The sequence below is a fragment of the Scytonema sp. UIC 10036 genome, from assembly GCF_009725235.1.
The window spans coordinates 88527-105668 of record NZ_WJFC01000009.1; the positions used below are offsets into that span (position 1 = coordinate 88527).

10 protein-coding genes and 1 pseudogene are annotated in these 17142 nt (G+C 41.0%); 5 read left to right on the top strand and 6 right to left on the bottom strand.

Annotation, left to right across the window (positions count from 1 at the left end; all coding sequences use genetic code 11):
- Positions 1–152 precede the first annotated feature (152 nt).
- The gene (locus F7734_RS06600) at positions 153–899 is read left to right on the top strand and encodes a phytochelatin synthase family protein (protein ID WP_155743925.1); all 747 of its coding nucleotides are present in this window, start codon (positions 153–155) and stop codon (positions 897–899) included.
- 146 nt (positions 900–1045) lie between these two features.
- On the opposite strand, the gene F7734_RS06605 is transcribed toward F7734_RS06600, so the two are convergent.
- Positions 1046–1477: an Hsp20/alpha crystallin family protein gene (locus F7734_RS06605; RefSeq protein WP_155743926.1), complete on the bottom strand. Its 432-nt coding sequence runs from the start codon at positions 1475–1477 to the stop codon at positions 1046–1048.
- Between the two features lie 314 nt (positions 1478–1791).
- Positions 1792–2097 carry a DUF1232 domain-containing protein gene (locus F7734_RS06610; protein ID WP_155743927.1) on the bottom strand — a complete coding sequence of 102 codons (306 nt, stop codon included), beginning with the start codon at positions 2095–2097 and terminating at the stop codon, positions 1792–1794.
- Positions 2098–2287: 190 nt separating this feature from the next.
- Between F7734_RS06610 and F7734_RS06615 the strand changes: the two genes are divergently transcribed.
- The 3 genes from F7734_RS06615 to F7734_RS06630 all read left to right on the top strand — a co-directional run bounded on the left by F7734_RS06615 (position 2288) and on the right by F7734_RS06630 (position 6398).
- Positions 2288–3523: an ABC transporter substrate-binding protein gene (locus tag F7734_RS06615; protein WP_155743928.1), complete on the top strand. Its 1236-nt coding sequence runs from the start codon at positions 2288–2290 to the stop codon at positions 3521–3523.
- Between the two features lie 1853 nt (positions 3524–5376).
- Positions 5377–5796 (top strand): TnsA endonuclease N-terminal domain-containing protein, encoded by a 420-nt coding sequence (locus F7734_RS06625; protein ID WP_155743930.1) that lies wholly within the window; start codon positions 5377–5379, stop codon positions 5794–5796.
- Positions 5797–5927: 131 nt separating this feature from the next.
- Positions 5928–6398 carry a Mu transposase C-terminal domain-containing protein gene (locus F7734_RS06630; RefSeq protein ID WP_243146729.1) on the top strand — a complete coding sequence of 157 codons (471 nt, stop codon included), beginning with the start codon at positions 5928–5930 and terminating at the stop codon, positions 6396–6398.
- Positions 6399–6592: 194 nt separating this feature from the next.
- Here F7734_RS06630 and F7734_RS06635 read toward each other — a convergent pair.
- Positions 6593–6781 (bottom strand): annotated as a pseudogene (locus tag F7734_RS06635) (transposase); the annotation flags it as partial.
- A 205-nt stretch (positions 6782–6986) separates the two neighbouring features.
- Positions 6987–7172: a hypothetical protein gene (locus tag F7734_RS63155; RefSeq protein ID WP_243146730.1), complete on the bottom strand. Its 186-nt coding sequence runs from the start codon at positions 7170–7172 to the stop codon at positions 6987–6989.
- A 37-nt stretch (positions 7173–7209) separates the two neighbouring features.
- Here F7734_RS63155 and F7734_RS61735 point away from each other — a divergent pair, with 37 nt between their 5' ends.
- The gene (locus tag F7734_RS61735; RefSeq protein ID WP_207714035.1) at positions 7210–7434 is read left to right on the top strand and encodes a hypothetical protein; all 225 of its coding nucleotides are present in this window, start codon (positions 7210–7212) and stop codon (positions 7432–7434) included.
- Positions 7435–7664: 230 nt separating this feature from the next.
- Here F7734_RS61735 and F7734_RS06650 read toward each other — a convergent pair whose 3' ends face one another.
- Both F7734_RS06650 and glyA read right to left on the bottom strand, forming a co-directional pair.
- Positions 7665–15545, bottom strand: coding sequence for a non-ribosomal peptide synthetase (locus F7734_RS06650; protein ID WP_155743931.1), 7881 nt, complete (start codon positions 15543–15545; stop codon positions 7665–7667).
- 233 nt (positions 15546–15778) lie between these two features.
- Positions 15779–17137, bottom strand: a complete 1359-nt coding sequence (gene glyA / locus F7734_RS06655; RefSeq protein WP_155743932.1) for a serine hydroxymethyltransferase — start codon at positions 17135–17137, stop codon at positions 15779–15781.
- Positions 17138–17142 lie beyond the last annotated feature (5 nt).

A 17142-nucleotide genomic window follows, 5' to 3' on the forward strand; every position in this document is an offset into this window, starting at 1 on the left:
GTTTGTTAGCTTATTGTAATACTAGAACGTCGTCGCTATTCACCAAGCCAATGTAACTCGCAGTCGTTTCTGCAATGGCAGCATAGCCGCCCTCTGCGCTCTACCTTTCTTCTGGTAAACTAAAGTTAAATTATTAATAGCAGTTGAAATGTATGTTTTGCAAAATCAACTTTATTAAAGTATCAATAAAAGCTATAGTTTTCGGAATATGCGTTACTGGTGGGAGTGTTGTTGCTCAGACTCTACCTTTGACACCAAACTTAATTGGTTTTACTACACCTGAAGGTGAAAAACTATTACTTGAAAGTGGTTATCGACAAGATTTTTTTCCTCTTAGTACTCAATTTGTGACCCAAAATAATCAAGCATATTGTGGAGTTGCTAGTATAGTCATGGTGCTGAATAGTTTAGGAATTCCTGCACCAGAAGCACCAGAGTATAAACCCTACCATGTATTTACTCAAGAAAACTTTTTTCATAACCAAGCAACGCGAAAAGTCATCAGTCCTGAAGTTGTTTCTCGCATGGGAATGACGCTAGAGCAGATGGGACAACTATTAGTAAGCTACGGTGTTAAAGTAGAGGTTAATCACGCTGCTAACACTAGCTTAAAACAGTTTCGCCAAGAAGCAGCAGAAAATTTAAAACAGCCAGGAAATTTTGTTTTAGCTAACTATTTACGTAAAGAAATTGGACAAGAAAAAGGCGGACATATTTCGCCAATAGCTGCTTACAACGAACAAACAGATAGATTTTTAATTCTGGATGTTTCTCGTTATAAATATCCACCAGTTTGGGTAAAAACAGTAGATTTATGGAAAGCAATGAACACTACTGATTCGGTGTCGGGTAAAACACGAGGATTTGTTTTAGTAAGTAAAGGTGACTCATCCAAATAATTATTACCAGAACCATACTTCCAAGCATCAGCCCAATTCCATCAAGCGAAACCGCACTCCTGAAAAAAACCCCCGGTAACTCTAACTAGACCGGGGTTGCTTGATAATTATCTACGTGCAAGGAAACTTATCGCTTCAACAGTCAACTAAGCAGCAGGTTGTTCTAGATTAACTTTGACAACTTTGTTCTTTTCTTCTTCCTTCTTGGGCAGAGTCAGATTCAAAATACCGTCTTTGTATTCTGCCTTGACATCAGTATTCTGAATTTTTACTTTCAAAGGAATGACGCGCTGAAACTTACCATAGTGGAACTCAGTCCGTGTCGTACCTTTGTCTTCGGTTTTAGTTTCAGACTTGCGTTCGCCACTAATGGAAACAGTGTTTTCTGTCACTTGGATATCTAAATCTTTAGCATCCATTCCTGGAAGTTCCAACTTCAGGTGAACAGCATCATCTGTTTGGGTTAGTTCAGCGGCAGGAACTTTAACGAAATCTCTTTCAAATGGAACTCTTGTATCTTCCAACAGGCGTTGGATAGCGTTTAGTTCTTGCCAGGGGTTGTAACGAATTAATACCATAGGTGTTATGAATAAGTAAAAATTGCGTTCTTGTTTGTTTGCTTTATATTCTTATGATATTGCTGGGAAAAAGCTGTGTTATTCGGCTTTAACTACCATCACTATTGATAATAACCGTACAATCAAACTAATGGTTATAAATGAAATGCGATAAGCTTTCAACTTATCGCACTTACAATATGGTTACTTAAATTTACAAATATAACTTTCAATACTTAAAGGTTTTGCTTAAAAAATAAAAATGTGTAGGTTGGGTTGAGGAACGAAACCCAACCGAACGAGTATTCTTAGCCCTTGCAGTATCGTTATAACTTTTATGAAAGCCTTACAGCTTCAACATCAATCGTAGTTGCTGTCTGAGGAGAATTTGATTCAGTAGGAGTTACTTTTTTACGCTTTTTCAGATCTTCTATAAGGATTTGTGAAGCTTCTGCAACAACAAAACTCGCAATCAGCCCATCGTCTACCCATCCTAAAATGGGAACAACATCCGGTGAAATATCTAAGGGACTAATTAAATAGAATAAACCAGCAACAATTGCAAATAGCCGATATTTAGGATGGCGTAAAACTTTACGAATACCGTTTTGAAATATTTGGGTAAAAAATTTCTTTTTCATTCAAAATCCCTGAAGCTACAAGATTATCTTGACAAATTTACCGACCAAAAGAGAAGTGCAGATAACCGCTAAATTTATAGTGAAAATCCACCGTCCCAGCTATATACGGTTAACCGTATATTGAATTTGTTCATACAGTACAATTGTAAAGAGGGTACACAATTCTGAGCTTGTCTAAAATCTAACAAACATGAAAGATATAAAATTTGCACGATTCAAACCTATCATCTTTTTCTGCCAGATAGTCTTAATGACTATTTTTGTGATTTCTTGCTACAGTTCAAAGAAAACTAGCAATAATAGAATTACAGTATCTAACAGTAAGTTGAACCAAGAATGCGTTAAAAATTATAGCGAAAGAACCGATTACTTTCCACAAAAAGTCAGTGTTGATTATGCCAAAGGTTTTGTAGTAGAATATCATAATACTTATAAAATTGTTATAGTAAAAAATCCATGGCAAAATGCAGATACCACATTTCAATATGTTCTTGTACATTGCGGTACGCCTGTTCCCAAAGGATTTAAAGAATCACAAACTATTCAAGTTCCTATCAATACCATCGTTTCGCTTTCTACCACTCATTTACCTCATTTAGAGAAGTTAGGAGTTGTAGATAAACTTCTTGGAGTTAGCGATACAAGTACAATCAATACAACTAGCGTCGTTGAAAAAATTAAAGCTAATAAATTAGTCAAATTAGGAATTGATAATAGTCTGAACATAGAAAAAATATTAGAATTAAACCCAGATTTAGTAACAACATATGGAGTAGGCAATCCAAACGTTGATAGTTATCCCAGACTCGTAGAAGCAGGTTTAAAAGTAGCTATTAACGCTGATTACATGGAATCATCTCCATTGGGACGAGCCGAATGGATAAAATTTACATCTCTATTTTTTAATCGTGAAGCCAAAGCAGAAGAAATTTTTGACGAAATTGCAAAACAATATCAAGCAATTTCAGTCAAAGCAAAAGCAGCAAAAAATCGTCCAACTGTATTTGTTGGATTTAACTCAAAAGGAACTTGGTATATGCCAGGAGCGAACAGTTATGTAGCCCAATATTTTGCTGATGCAGGTGCAAACTATCTTTGGAAAGACAATAAATCATCAGGAACTTTACCATTATCTTTAGAACAAGTCTTTGAACGTGCTACCAATGCCGACTATTGGTTAAATGGAAGTTTATATTGGAAAACCAAAAAAGATTTACTTGCTGAAGACAACCGTTATGGAGATTTTAAAGCTGTAAAAAACGGAAATCTCTACAATAACAATGCTCGTCTTAACTCCAGTGGAGGTAACGACTACTGGGAAAGTGGAATCAGCAATCCTCACATAGTCTTATCCGATATAATTAAAATTTTACATCCAGAAGTTTTACGCGATCGCAAGTTAGTCTATTATCGCAAACTTTCTTAATCTTCACAGTGTAAATATTATAAATAATCCACATTTGTATAAAAATACGGTTGAGAAGGCTCAACCGCGTATTAAATCACCCAGTTATAATGCAAATCTGGCTAGGATTATGTCAAAAGAAATTGTTGCATACTTTTTCCTGCTTACACCAGAAAACTTAAGTAGTTTAAGCTTAAATTGTTAAAATTTTTACTGTTTTCTCAGAGGTCATTTATAAAGTAAATCTTAAATCGCCAAATGTATTGTGTAGGTTGGGTTGAGGAACGAAACCCAACAATTCGATTCTTTTCAGACATCTTCTTAGAAGTAGAAACTTCTTTCGATTATCAACTTTGATCTAAATTAACAGAACAAACACTTTCTGATAACTTTTGTAAGGTACATAAAGAATAATTAACCGCTGATGAACGCAGATGGACGCTGATAATTGGGTACTTCAATGCTGGGATAGATTCACCCCATAGCACTCCTCTGGGCAACGCGCTGCCTCGTCTTTGCGTGAGCTTTATTCAGGGTATATAAGCGGACATGATATCATTTGAATTTTACAAAAATGTTTAATGAAGTAAAAAAAAATACGGTTAAGTTTTTAACCGTATTTTCTTCTAGCCATTCTTAAAATTACTGAAAAATGTATTCGTCCAGCAAATCTGATGAAATTCTTGCATATTGTTCCCTACTTACACAAGAAAACTTTAATAAGTTTAGTAAGTTCAGCTTAACTTGCTAAAGTTTTCATTGACTTGAAACACTTATTGAAAGATGAGAAAAGCAGTTCTCTCAAGTCATAAAAAACGGCTATGTACGACGATTGACGAGCATTACACCACAAAAGACAATCGTACCTCCAAGCAGGGAGATTGGTGTAGGGACTTCTTGTAACCACAACCAAGCGATCAATAGTGCGACTACAGGCAATACTACTCGGTTAAGGAAAATAGGGGAGAAAATCAAGCTCCTGGAGTTCGCGTTATTTTTGTGGGTTTGTGCATTTATACGTACTCGATAGTTTCCACTATTTTATGTAATCAACGTAGTAGAAGCTTGTTAAGTACTTCGTTATATATTACATATCCAGCACAAGTCTTTAACGTATCAATCAGCGCCACCAGACTCAGGCATTGAGTCTTAATTGAGTCCTATATAAGTTTTTCTAACTTTGTAGACAATGTTTACAACGTGAAGTTCAAGCTCTATAAGCTTTTTGGTGATTTACATGTTTTCAAGTACATATAAGCGCATAACATGAAATGTGGACAACGAAGTTATAGGGGTTCTAGGCTACGCAATTCGCGCATAAAGTGAAATTGACCATGGAGTAAGGGTTTTAGCCTTCTAGTCAATTCGCACATAAGTTGAAATTTTGCATCTAATCACAGAAATTCACGGGATTTCGGACAATACTGGTTATAATTTCTAATAAAACTCTTGAATGTTCCGTAGTCAAGCTGGTTGACTATCATATAAAGTAAGCGATCGCTCCATTAGCAGAGTATAAGCTCATTACACTTCAAAAGTGCGCTTTAAAAAGCATTCGGGCTGTCGTTAAATCAAAGTCGGAAAATTTCATATAGTGTGCGAATTGACGCTTGAGGCTAAGACCGTTGTGCTACAATCGATTTCACTTGTGTGGGTTCGCGCATAAGATGAAATTCTAAGAACGAATTTATAGGGGTTTCAGGCGACGAGTTTCGCACATAAAGTGAAATTGCTTGTGGAGTAGGGGTTTTAGCCTGACAGTCAATTCGCACATAAAGTGAAATTGTGTATCTAAGCACAGAAGTTAACTTCATTTTGTGTGAAATTGAGAACATTAACATTTGGGGATACTGAATATCCCATAGGAAAACAGTTTGACTACCTTGGCACGAAAAATCACCAATACAGGGACGAAGAAAAACATTGGTAGATTCTTCAGTTTCAAGATGCGCGAACTGATTTGGTACGAATCCCTAAATGAAAGAGATTATATGTATCTTCTGGAAATCGATCCAGATGTCCTCTCCTACAGCACTCAACCCTTCAAAATTTCTTATATTTTAGATGAAAAAGTACGGCGGTATACCCCGGATTTTTTAGTGCAACGGAATTCTAAACAACAAATTGTGGAAATTAAGCCCGCTTGCTTTGCTGATGATGAAAAAAATGTCAGACGATTTCCAGTAATAGCTTCTACTTTGAAGTCTTTGGGGTGGGAATTTATCATCATTACTGATGAAATGATGAGTCGAGGCTCTCTCTTGAATAATGTTAATGGTACAAAAGTAGTGTAGAAAGGACGTTTAGTAGTTATAATACCCAACTATTACAGGGGCAACCAGGGACATTATTTCAAGAATTTACAACCCAGTATGATTATGACCCCAAAAAGAATGCTGTAGTTTCTCTCGAAGCACTACAAGAGATGATTCACATCTTTATTGTGGACATTCATAATCAAAGTTCCCATGCTCAACTTTGTACACCAAGAGCTGAAGTCTGGTCACAAGGAATAGCTGAACATCCTCCCACTTTACCACCAACTCTTCAAGACTTAAGAGTGTTAGTCGGAGCGGTAGAAAAGCGGGTTATTTCTAGAAGAGGTGTGGAGCTTTATGGTCTTTATTACAACAGTTCTGAATTAGCTCGACTGCGCTCAAATTACGAAGGAGAAGACATGAGGAGGAGAGGTGGCTTACGACCAAGAGAAAAAGCCACGATTAAGTATGACCCCACAGATTTGTCAAAACTCTATGTTCTTGACCCAACTAACCATCAATTTATCGTTGTACCAGCAATGAATCAGGAGTACACTCAAGGTTTAACTCTTTGGCAACACAAAGTTATTAAAAACTTAGCAGCTATTGAGGCAAAAAGAGGGTTCTTTCGTACATAGCGTGCTAAATTTTCATTAAAATCTACAAGTATGCTTGTATTTACAAGGCTTACAGGCACTTATAATTTCAATTTTAACAAGGAGTAACATTTTGAAACTAATAATAGCTGTAAGCTAAGCCCAGCAATAGTTTTAAGCTTATTTTTCTACAATTTTAGCACGCTAAGTACGCAAGAGCCCAAAATTTTCTTTGGCTCTCGGTAGTCTTTAAAACACACTGCCAACCGGGACGTTATTTCTCTTTTTCTGTCTAGTTCCGCAATTAATGTTAATCCTGCATCTGATGTTACAGGCTTACCCTTGAAATTAACTATAACTGGACATGACTTGACTTGTTCAAATACGAACTGTTCCGGTATACAATGATTTTTATTTGGGGTCATACTGCAAACTGCTGGAATTGTTGTGCAATATAGATTATGGCAGTTTTTGACCCCTATTCCTTCAAATTTTGTGAGAAATCCGGGTACAATACCCTTCTCCCTTCTAACCCACATTCCGCACCTCAACTGTCACAAGGGGTACAAACAATAATCGCAATATAGGCTTTTTATTATTTGTATGGATTCGACATAAATTTTTCAATCTCTAACTACTTTCAATACCAAATCTTTTTCGATAATCTTGATGGATATAAGATAAATTTACTTGAGCTTTATAAACAACATAAGCAAAGTATTCAATTCCATGTTGTTTTCTCTTACCTTTTTTATATTTACAGACAATCCATAAATTAAAAGTAACGTCATTATTTTTATCTTTACTTCCACGCATGAAGACCGAATCACTGGTTTGATGTTCGTGTTGAACATTGCGATGCTTTGTATTTACCCTAATGGAGTTTGAGGTAAGGTTAGCTCTTCAGCAAACCCAACAATCTTTGGCTGGTCTTTATGATGGCAATCTAAAGCGAAAAACAGAACGCCCATCTGCTGAGAGAATAGCCTCGCTTGGATATGCGATCGCTTATCCAATCCCTACACTACAGTCAATACCGACAGCTAAGAGGTGGGCTAAATCCGCTACAGATGTGTAACTGATTACGGGTAAGTTGTTTAAGGTGCGTTTCTATGCAGTCTTCACTCCTTTTAAATTCATAGTTTGTAATTGGTCTTTTCCCAATTACAAACTATGAATTACGAATTACGAATTATTTTGGGGTTTGTACCCCAAGGGTTAATTATTAATTAATTCATAATTCAGAAATTTTCCATTACGAATTACGAATTATTCGGTCATGGCAGGGGTTTTCGATCTACTGACTTTTCATAACTTTTTCTTCAAATCTTCAGGAACCTCTAGTAGTCCTTGAGACGACAAATTCACACTGCGCGATTCTCGAGAAATTGGCATTAAAGGTGTTGCAGAAAGCTCAACATTTTTGTCCTTGACATTTTCAATTGCCTTAGCAATTTCAGAAATTGTTGGTGTCTCAAAGAGTTGACGTAGGGGCAACTCCACTTTAAAAGTACTGCGTAGTTGAGAAATGATCTGAGTTGCTTTAAGGGAATGACCACCAAGTTCAAAGAAATTGTCGTAAATACCTACTTGCTCTAGTCCTAGTATCTGTTGCCATATCCCAACTAATGCCTTTTCCAGGGAGGTGCGAGGAGCCACAAAAGCCTCTTCTCGGTTAGATGTACTTGTTTCAAGTGCAGCAAGTGCAAGCCGATTTACCTTCCCATTAGGAGACAAGGGCAGAACATTAAGGAAAACAAAAGCACTTGGTATCATGTATGCAGGTAGTTTTTGCTGAAAGAAATTGCGTAGCTCACTAGGAGTCAGAGCCTGCTCTTGCTCTTGAACGATATAAGCTACTAGGCGCTTGTTACCAGGTTGATCCTCTCGTACAATGACTACTGCTTCCCGCACCCCTAGGTGTTTGCTCAATACTGCTTCTATCTCGCCCAATTCAATACGGAAGCCGCGAATCTTGACCTGGTTGTCGATGCGACCAAGGAATTCGATATTGCCATCGGGGAGGTAGCGTGCCTTATCGCCTGTTTTGTACAGCCGTGAGCCTGGTTCGTGGCTCAAGAAGTTCGGGATAAACTTCTCGGCAGTCAAAGAGGGTTGATTAAGGTAGCCACGGGCTAACCCAAGACCTGCAATATATACTTCACCCGGAACCCCTATAGGAACTGGTTGCAAGTCGTGACTCAGCAAGTAGATTTGTGCGTTGGCAATGGGGCGACCAATGGGGGCAAACCCATGAGAGGAGGGGTGGACGCAGGGCCAGAAGGTGGCATCAATGGTGGTTTCAGTCGGACCGTAAAGATTATGCAAGACATTGTGCAAACCCAGGCGAGTCAAGAAGCGCTTTTGGAGTTCAGCAGGAAGAACATCACCACCGCAGGTGAGGTGCTTCAAACAGTCACAGGACTCCAGGTTCTGCTCTTCTAAGACTAGTTGAAGCATTGAGGGGACTAAATTGGTGACACTGACTTGTTGCTCTGCAATCAATTTAACCAAGTAAGCACTATCCTGTTCCCGACCTGAGGGAAGTATAATAACCCGCGCTGCGGCTGATAATGGCCAGAAGAACTGCCAAACTGAGGGGTCGAAGCTAAAAGAAGATGTTTGCAGAACTTTATCGGCTGGGCTCAAAGGAAAGGCACTCTGCCGCCAGCATAACTGATTGCAAACCCCAAGGTGAGAAATCATCACACCTTTAGGTGTGCCAGTAGAACCAGAGGTGTAGATGACATAAGCCAGGTGCTCAGGTGTTGCTGTGCGGTGTAAGTTCTCTGGGCTGTGGATGGCGATCGTTTCCCAATCAGTATCTAAATAAACAAGCTGCACCTGTTCAGAAGTGGGTTGTTGTGTAAGTAAGCCCTGATGAGTCAGGAGGACACAAACCTGGGTATCCTCTAGCATAAAGGCTAAACGTTCTTGTGGGTAAGCGGGGTCAAAAGGTACATAAGCGCCGCCAGCTTTGAGGATACCCAGTAGTGCAACCAACATCTCCAAAGAGCGCTCCATGCAGACGCCAACGAGCACCTCAGGACCAACACCTAGGGTTTGCAGATGGCGAGCCAGTTGATTGGCACGAGCATTGAGTTCGTGGTAAGTGAGTTGTTCGTCAGCAAAAACGGCGGCAATAGCATCAGGAGACTGCTGTTGTTGCGCCTCCAAGAGGTGATGAATACAAGCATCTTCTGGATAAGAAGCTTGGGTGTGATTCCATTCTACTAACAGTTGATGACGCTCATCACTCGGCAGGAGGGGGATGTTCGAGAGACGTTGTTCTGGAGCCGCAACGATACCTTCAAGCAGGGTTTGGAAATGTCTCAGTATGCGGGTGATGGTAGTCGCATCAAACAGGTCGCTGTTGTACTCCATTGCTCCCCGTAATTCCGCGTCTGTCTCTTCCATGACCAGTGTCAGATCGAACTGTGCGGTGGTTGTGGGTGGATTGAGCAACTGCAATTGCAACCCGGGCAGTGTTAAGGTCTCCTGTGGGGCGTTTTGCAAGGCAAACATCACCTGGAACAATGGATTGTGGCTGAGATGTCGTTCGGGCTGTAGTACTTCCACCAACTGCTCAAAGGGCATCTCTTGATGGGCATACGCTCCTAAGGTCACCTCCCGTACCCGCGAAAGCAATTGTTCAAACGTTGGGTTACCTGAGAGGTTAGTTCGCAACACAAGTGTGTTGACGAAAAATCCAATTAATCCCTCAGTTTCAAGGCGGGTACGGTTTGCGATCGGCGAACCGACAACAATATCTTCAACTCCAGTGTAGCGTTCCATCAGAGTCTGGAACGCTGCCAGCAGGGTCATGAATAATGTGACTTCATGTTTGTGGCTGAGTGCTACGAGTGAAGTATACAGGTTTTTTGGAAGTGTAAACGATTGGTGTGCGCCTCGGAAGGACTGCACGGCAGGGCGTGGTCGGTCTGTGGGCAATTCCAATATGGGCGGCGCGCTCGCTAGATGTTGCTGCCAGTAGGTCAATTGCCTCTGTCGCACTTCCCCTTGTAGCCATTCACGCTGCCAGTGGGCGTAGTCGGCGTACTGTATGGGGAGTTCTTTGAGTGGCACCGGGAAGCCGGCGCAAAAGGCTTGGTAGAGTATCGTTATCTCGCGAATCAGTACAGATGTGGACCAGCCGTCGCTGATAATGTGATGCATCGTTAGCAGTGCCACACACTCCTGTTCGTCTAGTTGTAATAAAGTTGTTCGCAGCAACGGCCCTTGAGCAAGGTCGAATGGCTTTTGTGCTTCTGCTGCCGCCACATTCATTGCTTTGGCTTCTCTGTGGGTTTTTGACAACTGCCGCAAATCGATCACCTTTGTTGTCAAGTTAACATTGGGAGAAATGACTTGCATTGGTTGCCCTTTTACTGTAGTGAAGGTCGTCCGCAAGGCTTCGTGTCGCCGCACAATTTCACAAAGGCTTTGTTGCAGCGCCATTTCGTTGAGTCTACCTGTAAAGCGCACTGCCACAGAAATGTTGTAAAACGTGCTTTTCGGTTCTAGCTGATGAAGAAACCATAGCCGCTCTTGAGCAAATGAAAGCGATAGTTCTTTATCTCGTGCAATAGGCAAGATGGACGGTGTTTGCTGTTCCTCTTCGGTTCGCCAAGTTTTCTCAATAATCTGGGCAAGCCCAGCAACAGTTGGTGCTTCAAAGAGCTGGCGTAACTGTACCTTCACTTGGAAGGCTTGGCGCACGCGAGAAATGACCTGAGTGGCAAGCAAAGAATGTCCGCCTAGATTGAAGAAGTTGTCATGGATACCCAGCCGCTCAAGCCCAAGTAATTCAGCCCAAATTGCTGCTACTATCTCTTCAACCGGGGTGCGAGGTGCCACAAAGGTATTCTCAAACTCAAATCTGACTGAATCTGGTGCAGTTAATGCACTGCGGTTCACCTTACCATTTGAAGTAAGCGGCAGAGCTGGGAGCAGCACAAAAGCTGAGGGTACCATATAATCGGGTAACCTTTCCTTTAAGAAGCTGCGTAACTGTGGTATTAGCTTATGAGTATATTTTCCAAAAAGAGGGTTATTAGCATATTTTTGTAAGGGTTTCAGGCAAAAAGTTTCTGCGGAAGGAACAGGGTTAAAAATAATTCCTTTTTCCGGCATCTTTGCATCAACTGTTGTGTGTCGCCTAAACACCACGTCGTAGCTACCATCTGCACGGGAACTTGCCCAGCTAATGTTGACGACGTAAGGTAGGTTATGGCTCAAAGCCCATAGGTCTTCGGGATCTACCCCAATGGTTCCTTTGCACTCTGACAGTAGTATATCTACGGTCTTAGAGTTTTCCTTGCTTGCCAGCGTTTTTAAGACTTGGACATCAAGAGAGACACGAGTATTGGGTACATTTGTGATGCCTAAGACCTCAGGTTTCGTTTCCACTAGCAATTGGTGGATAGATGAGAGCGTCAAATTTTGATTTTGCCAGTCCACCCAGGGAACATCAATAGTAGGAGCGAGATGAGATCCTACATGGAGAATAACATCATAACGGAATTTGGTGAGTTCATTTTGGCAGTGACCGCGCTTGGGCAAAATTTCTACATGGCTTATTTTTGGTAAATGCTGCTTCAGGGCAATGAAAAATTCTGGAGAAATAAGGAGTTCTTCCTCTTGAGCTATATGATTTTGTATATGCTGCTGTAATTCTGCTAGCGAAAGGGAGGATGGTGACTGATAGAGTTGAACGGAGGTGTGAAAAGCTTCTAGAAGCGGTAAGCTACGCACATCGCCTACAAAAATGAAGCCCTCAGACATCACCAAGTTGACTGCTCCTTCTAAAACGCGTAATAAATAGTCAACGCTTGGAAAATACTGGATGACTGAGTTAAGGATAACTGTATCAAATTGTTCCTCCTCCAACCCTTCAACGTTATCTGCGGTTTTTTGGAGAAGAGAAACTTGTGGTAATTTCTGTGTTAATTTATTAAGTTGATGATGCAAATAAAACAAAACCTCTTGTGAGAAGTCGGTGCCGTAATACTGGCTGCAGTGAGGAGCAATCCGGAACATCAATAGACCAGTACCGCACCCAATTTCCAGCACGCGATTTGGCCTCAAGGAAAGAATACGTTCAACTGTGTTATTTACCCATTCGCGCATCTCCTTTTCTGGTATTGGTAGACCTGTGTAACTGCTGTTCCAGCCACTGATATTAAATTCAGGATCGCAACGCGAGGCAGTATCATGATAAATATCATTAAAAACGTTTTGCCATTGCGAGATAAGTTCGCTATTCGATTCCAACTCAGGCATCTGCTGATTTGAACCCTGATATTCCTGATTCGGAACGACATAAGCAACCAAGCGCTTGTCACCTGGTATGTCCTCCCGCGCCAGAACCACGCTCTCCTGAATTGCCTCATGCTGCATCAGTAAAGTTTCAATTTCTCCTAGCTCAATGCGGAAGCCGCGAATCTTTACTTGGTGGTCAATACGCCCAAGGTACTCGATATCTCCATTAGGTAGATAGCGTGCTAAGTCCCCGGTTTTGTATAGGCGTGTTCCAGGCTCATCGCTAAACGGATTGGGAATGAATTTTTCAGCGGTTATACCGGGTCGGTTCAGGTAACCCCTGGTCAAACCAGCACCACCCACGTACAACTCGCCAGCGACCCCGATAGGTACAGGTTGCAGATTTTCAGCCAAACAATAGGCTTGCAAGTCGGGAATAGGTCTACCAATAGAACTACTTGATGCTGCACTGACATTAACAGATGTCAAGGGATAATAACTCACGTGTACAGTTGTTTCCGTGATGCCGTACATATTAACTAACTGAGGATGTTGGTTCCCATGACGCTCAAACCACGGTTCCAAGTTTTTGAGTTTCAGGGCTTCCCCACCAAATATCACTAAACGTAAAGCCAGCCCGTGAGCCGTCTGAGAGGGCGCTTCTACTTTTATAAGCTGGTAGAAGGCTGAAGGAGTTTGGTTGAGAACTGTCACCTGTGTGTGGCATAACAAATCATAGAACGCTTCAGGTGAACGGCTCACCCAATACGGAACCAGCACAAGTCGTCCACCATGGAGGAGAGCACCCCAGATTTCCCAAACGGAGAAGTCAAATGCATAGGAGTGGAAGAGCGTCCATACATCACGTTCATCAAAATGAAACCAAGTGTGAGTATTTTCAAACAGACGAATGACATTATAATGATTGGCTAAAACTCCCTTGGGCTGTCCTGTCGTTCCTGATGTGTAAATTGCGTAGGCTAAGTTATCGGAAGTGACTTTATTAACGGGATTTTCTACACATTCCTGAGAAATGGTTTCCCAGTTTGTATCGAGGCATACGACTTTTGCTTGGTGTTCTAAAAGATTTGTTAAGAACTGCTTCTGTGTTATTAGTACTGGTGCTTTTGCATCATCCAGTATAAAGGTCAGGCGTTGCTGTGGGTATGCAGGATCTAAGGGCAAGTAGGCTCCATTAGCCTTAAGGATACCCAAAATCCCTATTAACAGTTCAAGTGAGAGGTTAAGACAGAGCCCCACCAAATCTTCAGGTTGCACACCTAGCTTTTGCAAGTAGTGGGCCAACTGGTTAGCACGGTGATTCAACTCCTGATAGGTTATGTGCTTGTCTTCAAAAACCACTGCCACAGCATCAGGGGTTGATTCTACCTGCGCCTCAAATAACTGATGGAGACATACTTCCCTCTTAAGATATACTGCTTGAGTATTATTTTTGGTCAGCAGTTGTTGGTATTCCTCCTTTGTTAAGAGGGGCAGGTCAGAAAGACACGAATCTGGTTTCGCGACAATACCTTCTAGAATTGTCTGGAAATGTTCCAGCATTCGAGTGATAGTGGTGGCATCGAACAGGTCTGTATTATACTCTAAGGTGCCCGTTAAGCCATCTTTGGTGTCCATCATAGCAAGATTTAAATCAAATTTTGCTGTCCTACTATCAACATCAAGAAGTCTCAGAGTTAAACCTGGAATTTCTAGAGCTGGTCTTGGGGCATTTTGAAGTACAAATACTACCTGTACAAGTGGTGTATGACCACTTAAAGTTCTTTCTGGTTGTAGCTCTTGCACCAACTGCTCGAAAGGCAAATCTTGGTGGGCGTAAGCTTCCCTAGTAACTTGGTTGACTCGCTTCAGTAACTCTCGGAAACATAAGTCTCCTGATACGTTGGTACGCAGTGCCAACATATTAACGAAAAAACCAATTAATCCTTCGATTTCGCTCCGGTTACGGTTAGCAATAGGTGAGCCTACTAAAATGTCTTCTTGCGCTGTGTAGCGGTAGAGCAAGGTTTTAAAAGCCGCTAGCAGCGTCATAAACAGCGTAACGTCTTCTTGCTGGCTCACTGCTTTGAGATGTTCAGTCAAAGATTTAGACAGCGCAAAGAAGTGAGTTGCACCACAAAAACTTTGAACTGCTGGTCGTGGACGGTCAGTGGGCAAATTCAGTACGAGAGGGCTTGTACCAATTTGTTTCTTCCAATAGAGCAGCTGAGACTCCATCACTTCCCCTTGCAGCCATTGACGCTGCCAGACAGCAAAGTCGGGGTACTGAATGGTTAGTTCTGGCAATAGCGAAGGGTTGCCAACGGAAAACGTCTCGTAGAGTGTCGCTATCTCCTGGATCAGTATACCAATGGACCAGCCATCAGCGACAATGTGGTGCATAGTTAGGAGAAACAAATGTTCTTCTTCAGCTAGGCGCAGGAGTTTGACACGTAACAATGGTCCTTCTACTAAATCGAAGGGTTGTTGAGCTTCTTCTTCAATCAGTTTTGTAACCTGTGCTTCCCGTTCACTTTCAGGAAGTTCTAAAATATCTATAATTGGTAGCTTTACCTTAGTAGCTTGTTGAATCACTTGAACGGGTTTTCCCGTTATAGATGTAAAGGTAGTACGTAAGGCTTCATGACGACGCACCACTTCACAAATGCTTTGATGAAGTACTGTTACGTTGAGTAAACCTGTTAGCTTAATGGCAGCAGGAATGTTGTAGAAAGGGTTACCCGGTTCTAATTGATCGAGAAACCATAATCGTTGCTGTGCAAACGACAACGGCAAAGAATTCAAGTTACCCCTTTGAGAAATAATTTGTTTTTGTGAGATATTGATACCATCTTTCTCAAGCAGCAAGGAAAACAACTTGCGTTTTTCCGAAGAAAGGGGAGCCATTCGTTTTGAAGGTTGATTCATATTAAACTCTTGCCTTTAAATATGAGGACTGCGAGAAAGTTTTTGAAATATCAAAGTCTACCTAAGAATTTTTTTTGCAATCTACATAGAGTTTTTAATTAATATACAGTGTAACTCTACAATAAGCTGAGCAAGATATTTCTTCGATTGAACTTCTTAATATAACAATCTGGATTATTTGTGAAAAAATACCCAGCTACAAAAACTTGGTATCTGGGAGATACCGAGTTTCTTTATCTTACCAATGATTTAGGAATGCTATAGCATGGTATTGGAAATTGTCTGCAAAGTTTTTTTACATTATCTTGAACAATTTCTTTTATAACTTTTTTCAAATCGTAATTGTATTCTCCATAAACATTTACTGATGAAAGAACTTTGTCCATAAGATCTACACAAATTGGCATTTCATTTGAAGTCATTTGTCTCAATGCCAAACTATTGGTACCTAAACGCAACCCGCTAGTGACAGTTGCGTTTTTCTTGTCTCCTGGAATCACGTTTTTATTCACAATGATGTTGCATTCTTCTAATGCACGTTCTGCAATTACACCTGTAATACCGTTTGCAAGAATATCAATGAGAACAATGTGATTATCAGTTCCACCTGTAAGAACTTTGTACCCTCTCTCAATAAAGCAGTCAGCTAGGACTTGTGCATTGGTAACAATCCGTTTAGCTAATTTCTGGAATTCAGGAGTTGTCACTATCGATAAAGCTCTAGCTTTTGCAGCGATCGCACTGAGATTTGGTGTACCTTGAAAAAACGGAAAAGCTGCTTTCTGAATCATTTCAGACAGTGTACTCTTGCCATTTGGAACCAAACTATCATAGTCTTTTCCTATAAGAATCAGACCGCCGCGTGGTCCGTATAGCTGTTTGTACGTACTTGTTGTGACAAAGTGTGCAAAGTCAATTGGGCTGGGATGCTCACCAGCAACTACAAGCCCTGCAATATGTGATATATCAGCAAGTAAAAAAGCTCCTACCTCATCAGCAATTTCACGGAAGCGTTTAAAATCAATGGTTCTTGGGTAAGAGCTAGCGCCACTTATAATTAATTTTGGTCTAAACTCTTGAGCCAATTTATGCACTTGATCGTAATCAATAAAACCTTCTTGATTAAGACCGTATCCAATAGCGTTAAAATATTTACCTACTACAGACACTTTGGCTCCATGAGTAAGGTGCCCACCAGAACTAAGTTTTAATCCCAGAATGTTATCCCCTGGCTTGAGTAGACTAAAAATTACAATTTCGTTGGCAGAAGTTCCAGAATGGGGCTGAACATTGGCATACTGTGCATTAAATGCTTCTTTAGCACGCTTGATTGCCAATCGCTCAATCTCATCAGCAAACTCACAGCCAGCGTGAAACCTTGCGCCTGGGTATCCTTCGGTAGTCACATTGCCCGTTACCATACCCTCGCAAACCAAGACAGATGGGTCAGCAATACTGGATGCTGCAACCATAGTCAGCGTGTCTGTTTGGCGGTAATACTCTTGCTCGAGCAACTCGTAAATACCGGGATCATCTTTGTAGAGGAGTTCGATTCCTCTACGCATAAATTGTTCAAGTATAATTTCGCTCATTACCT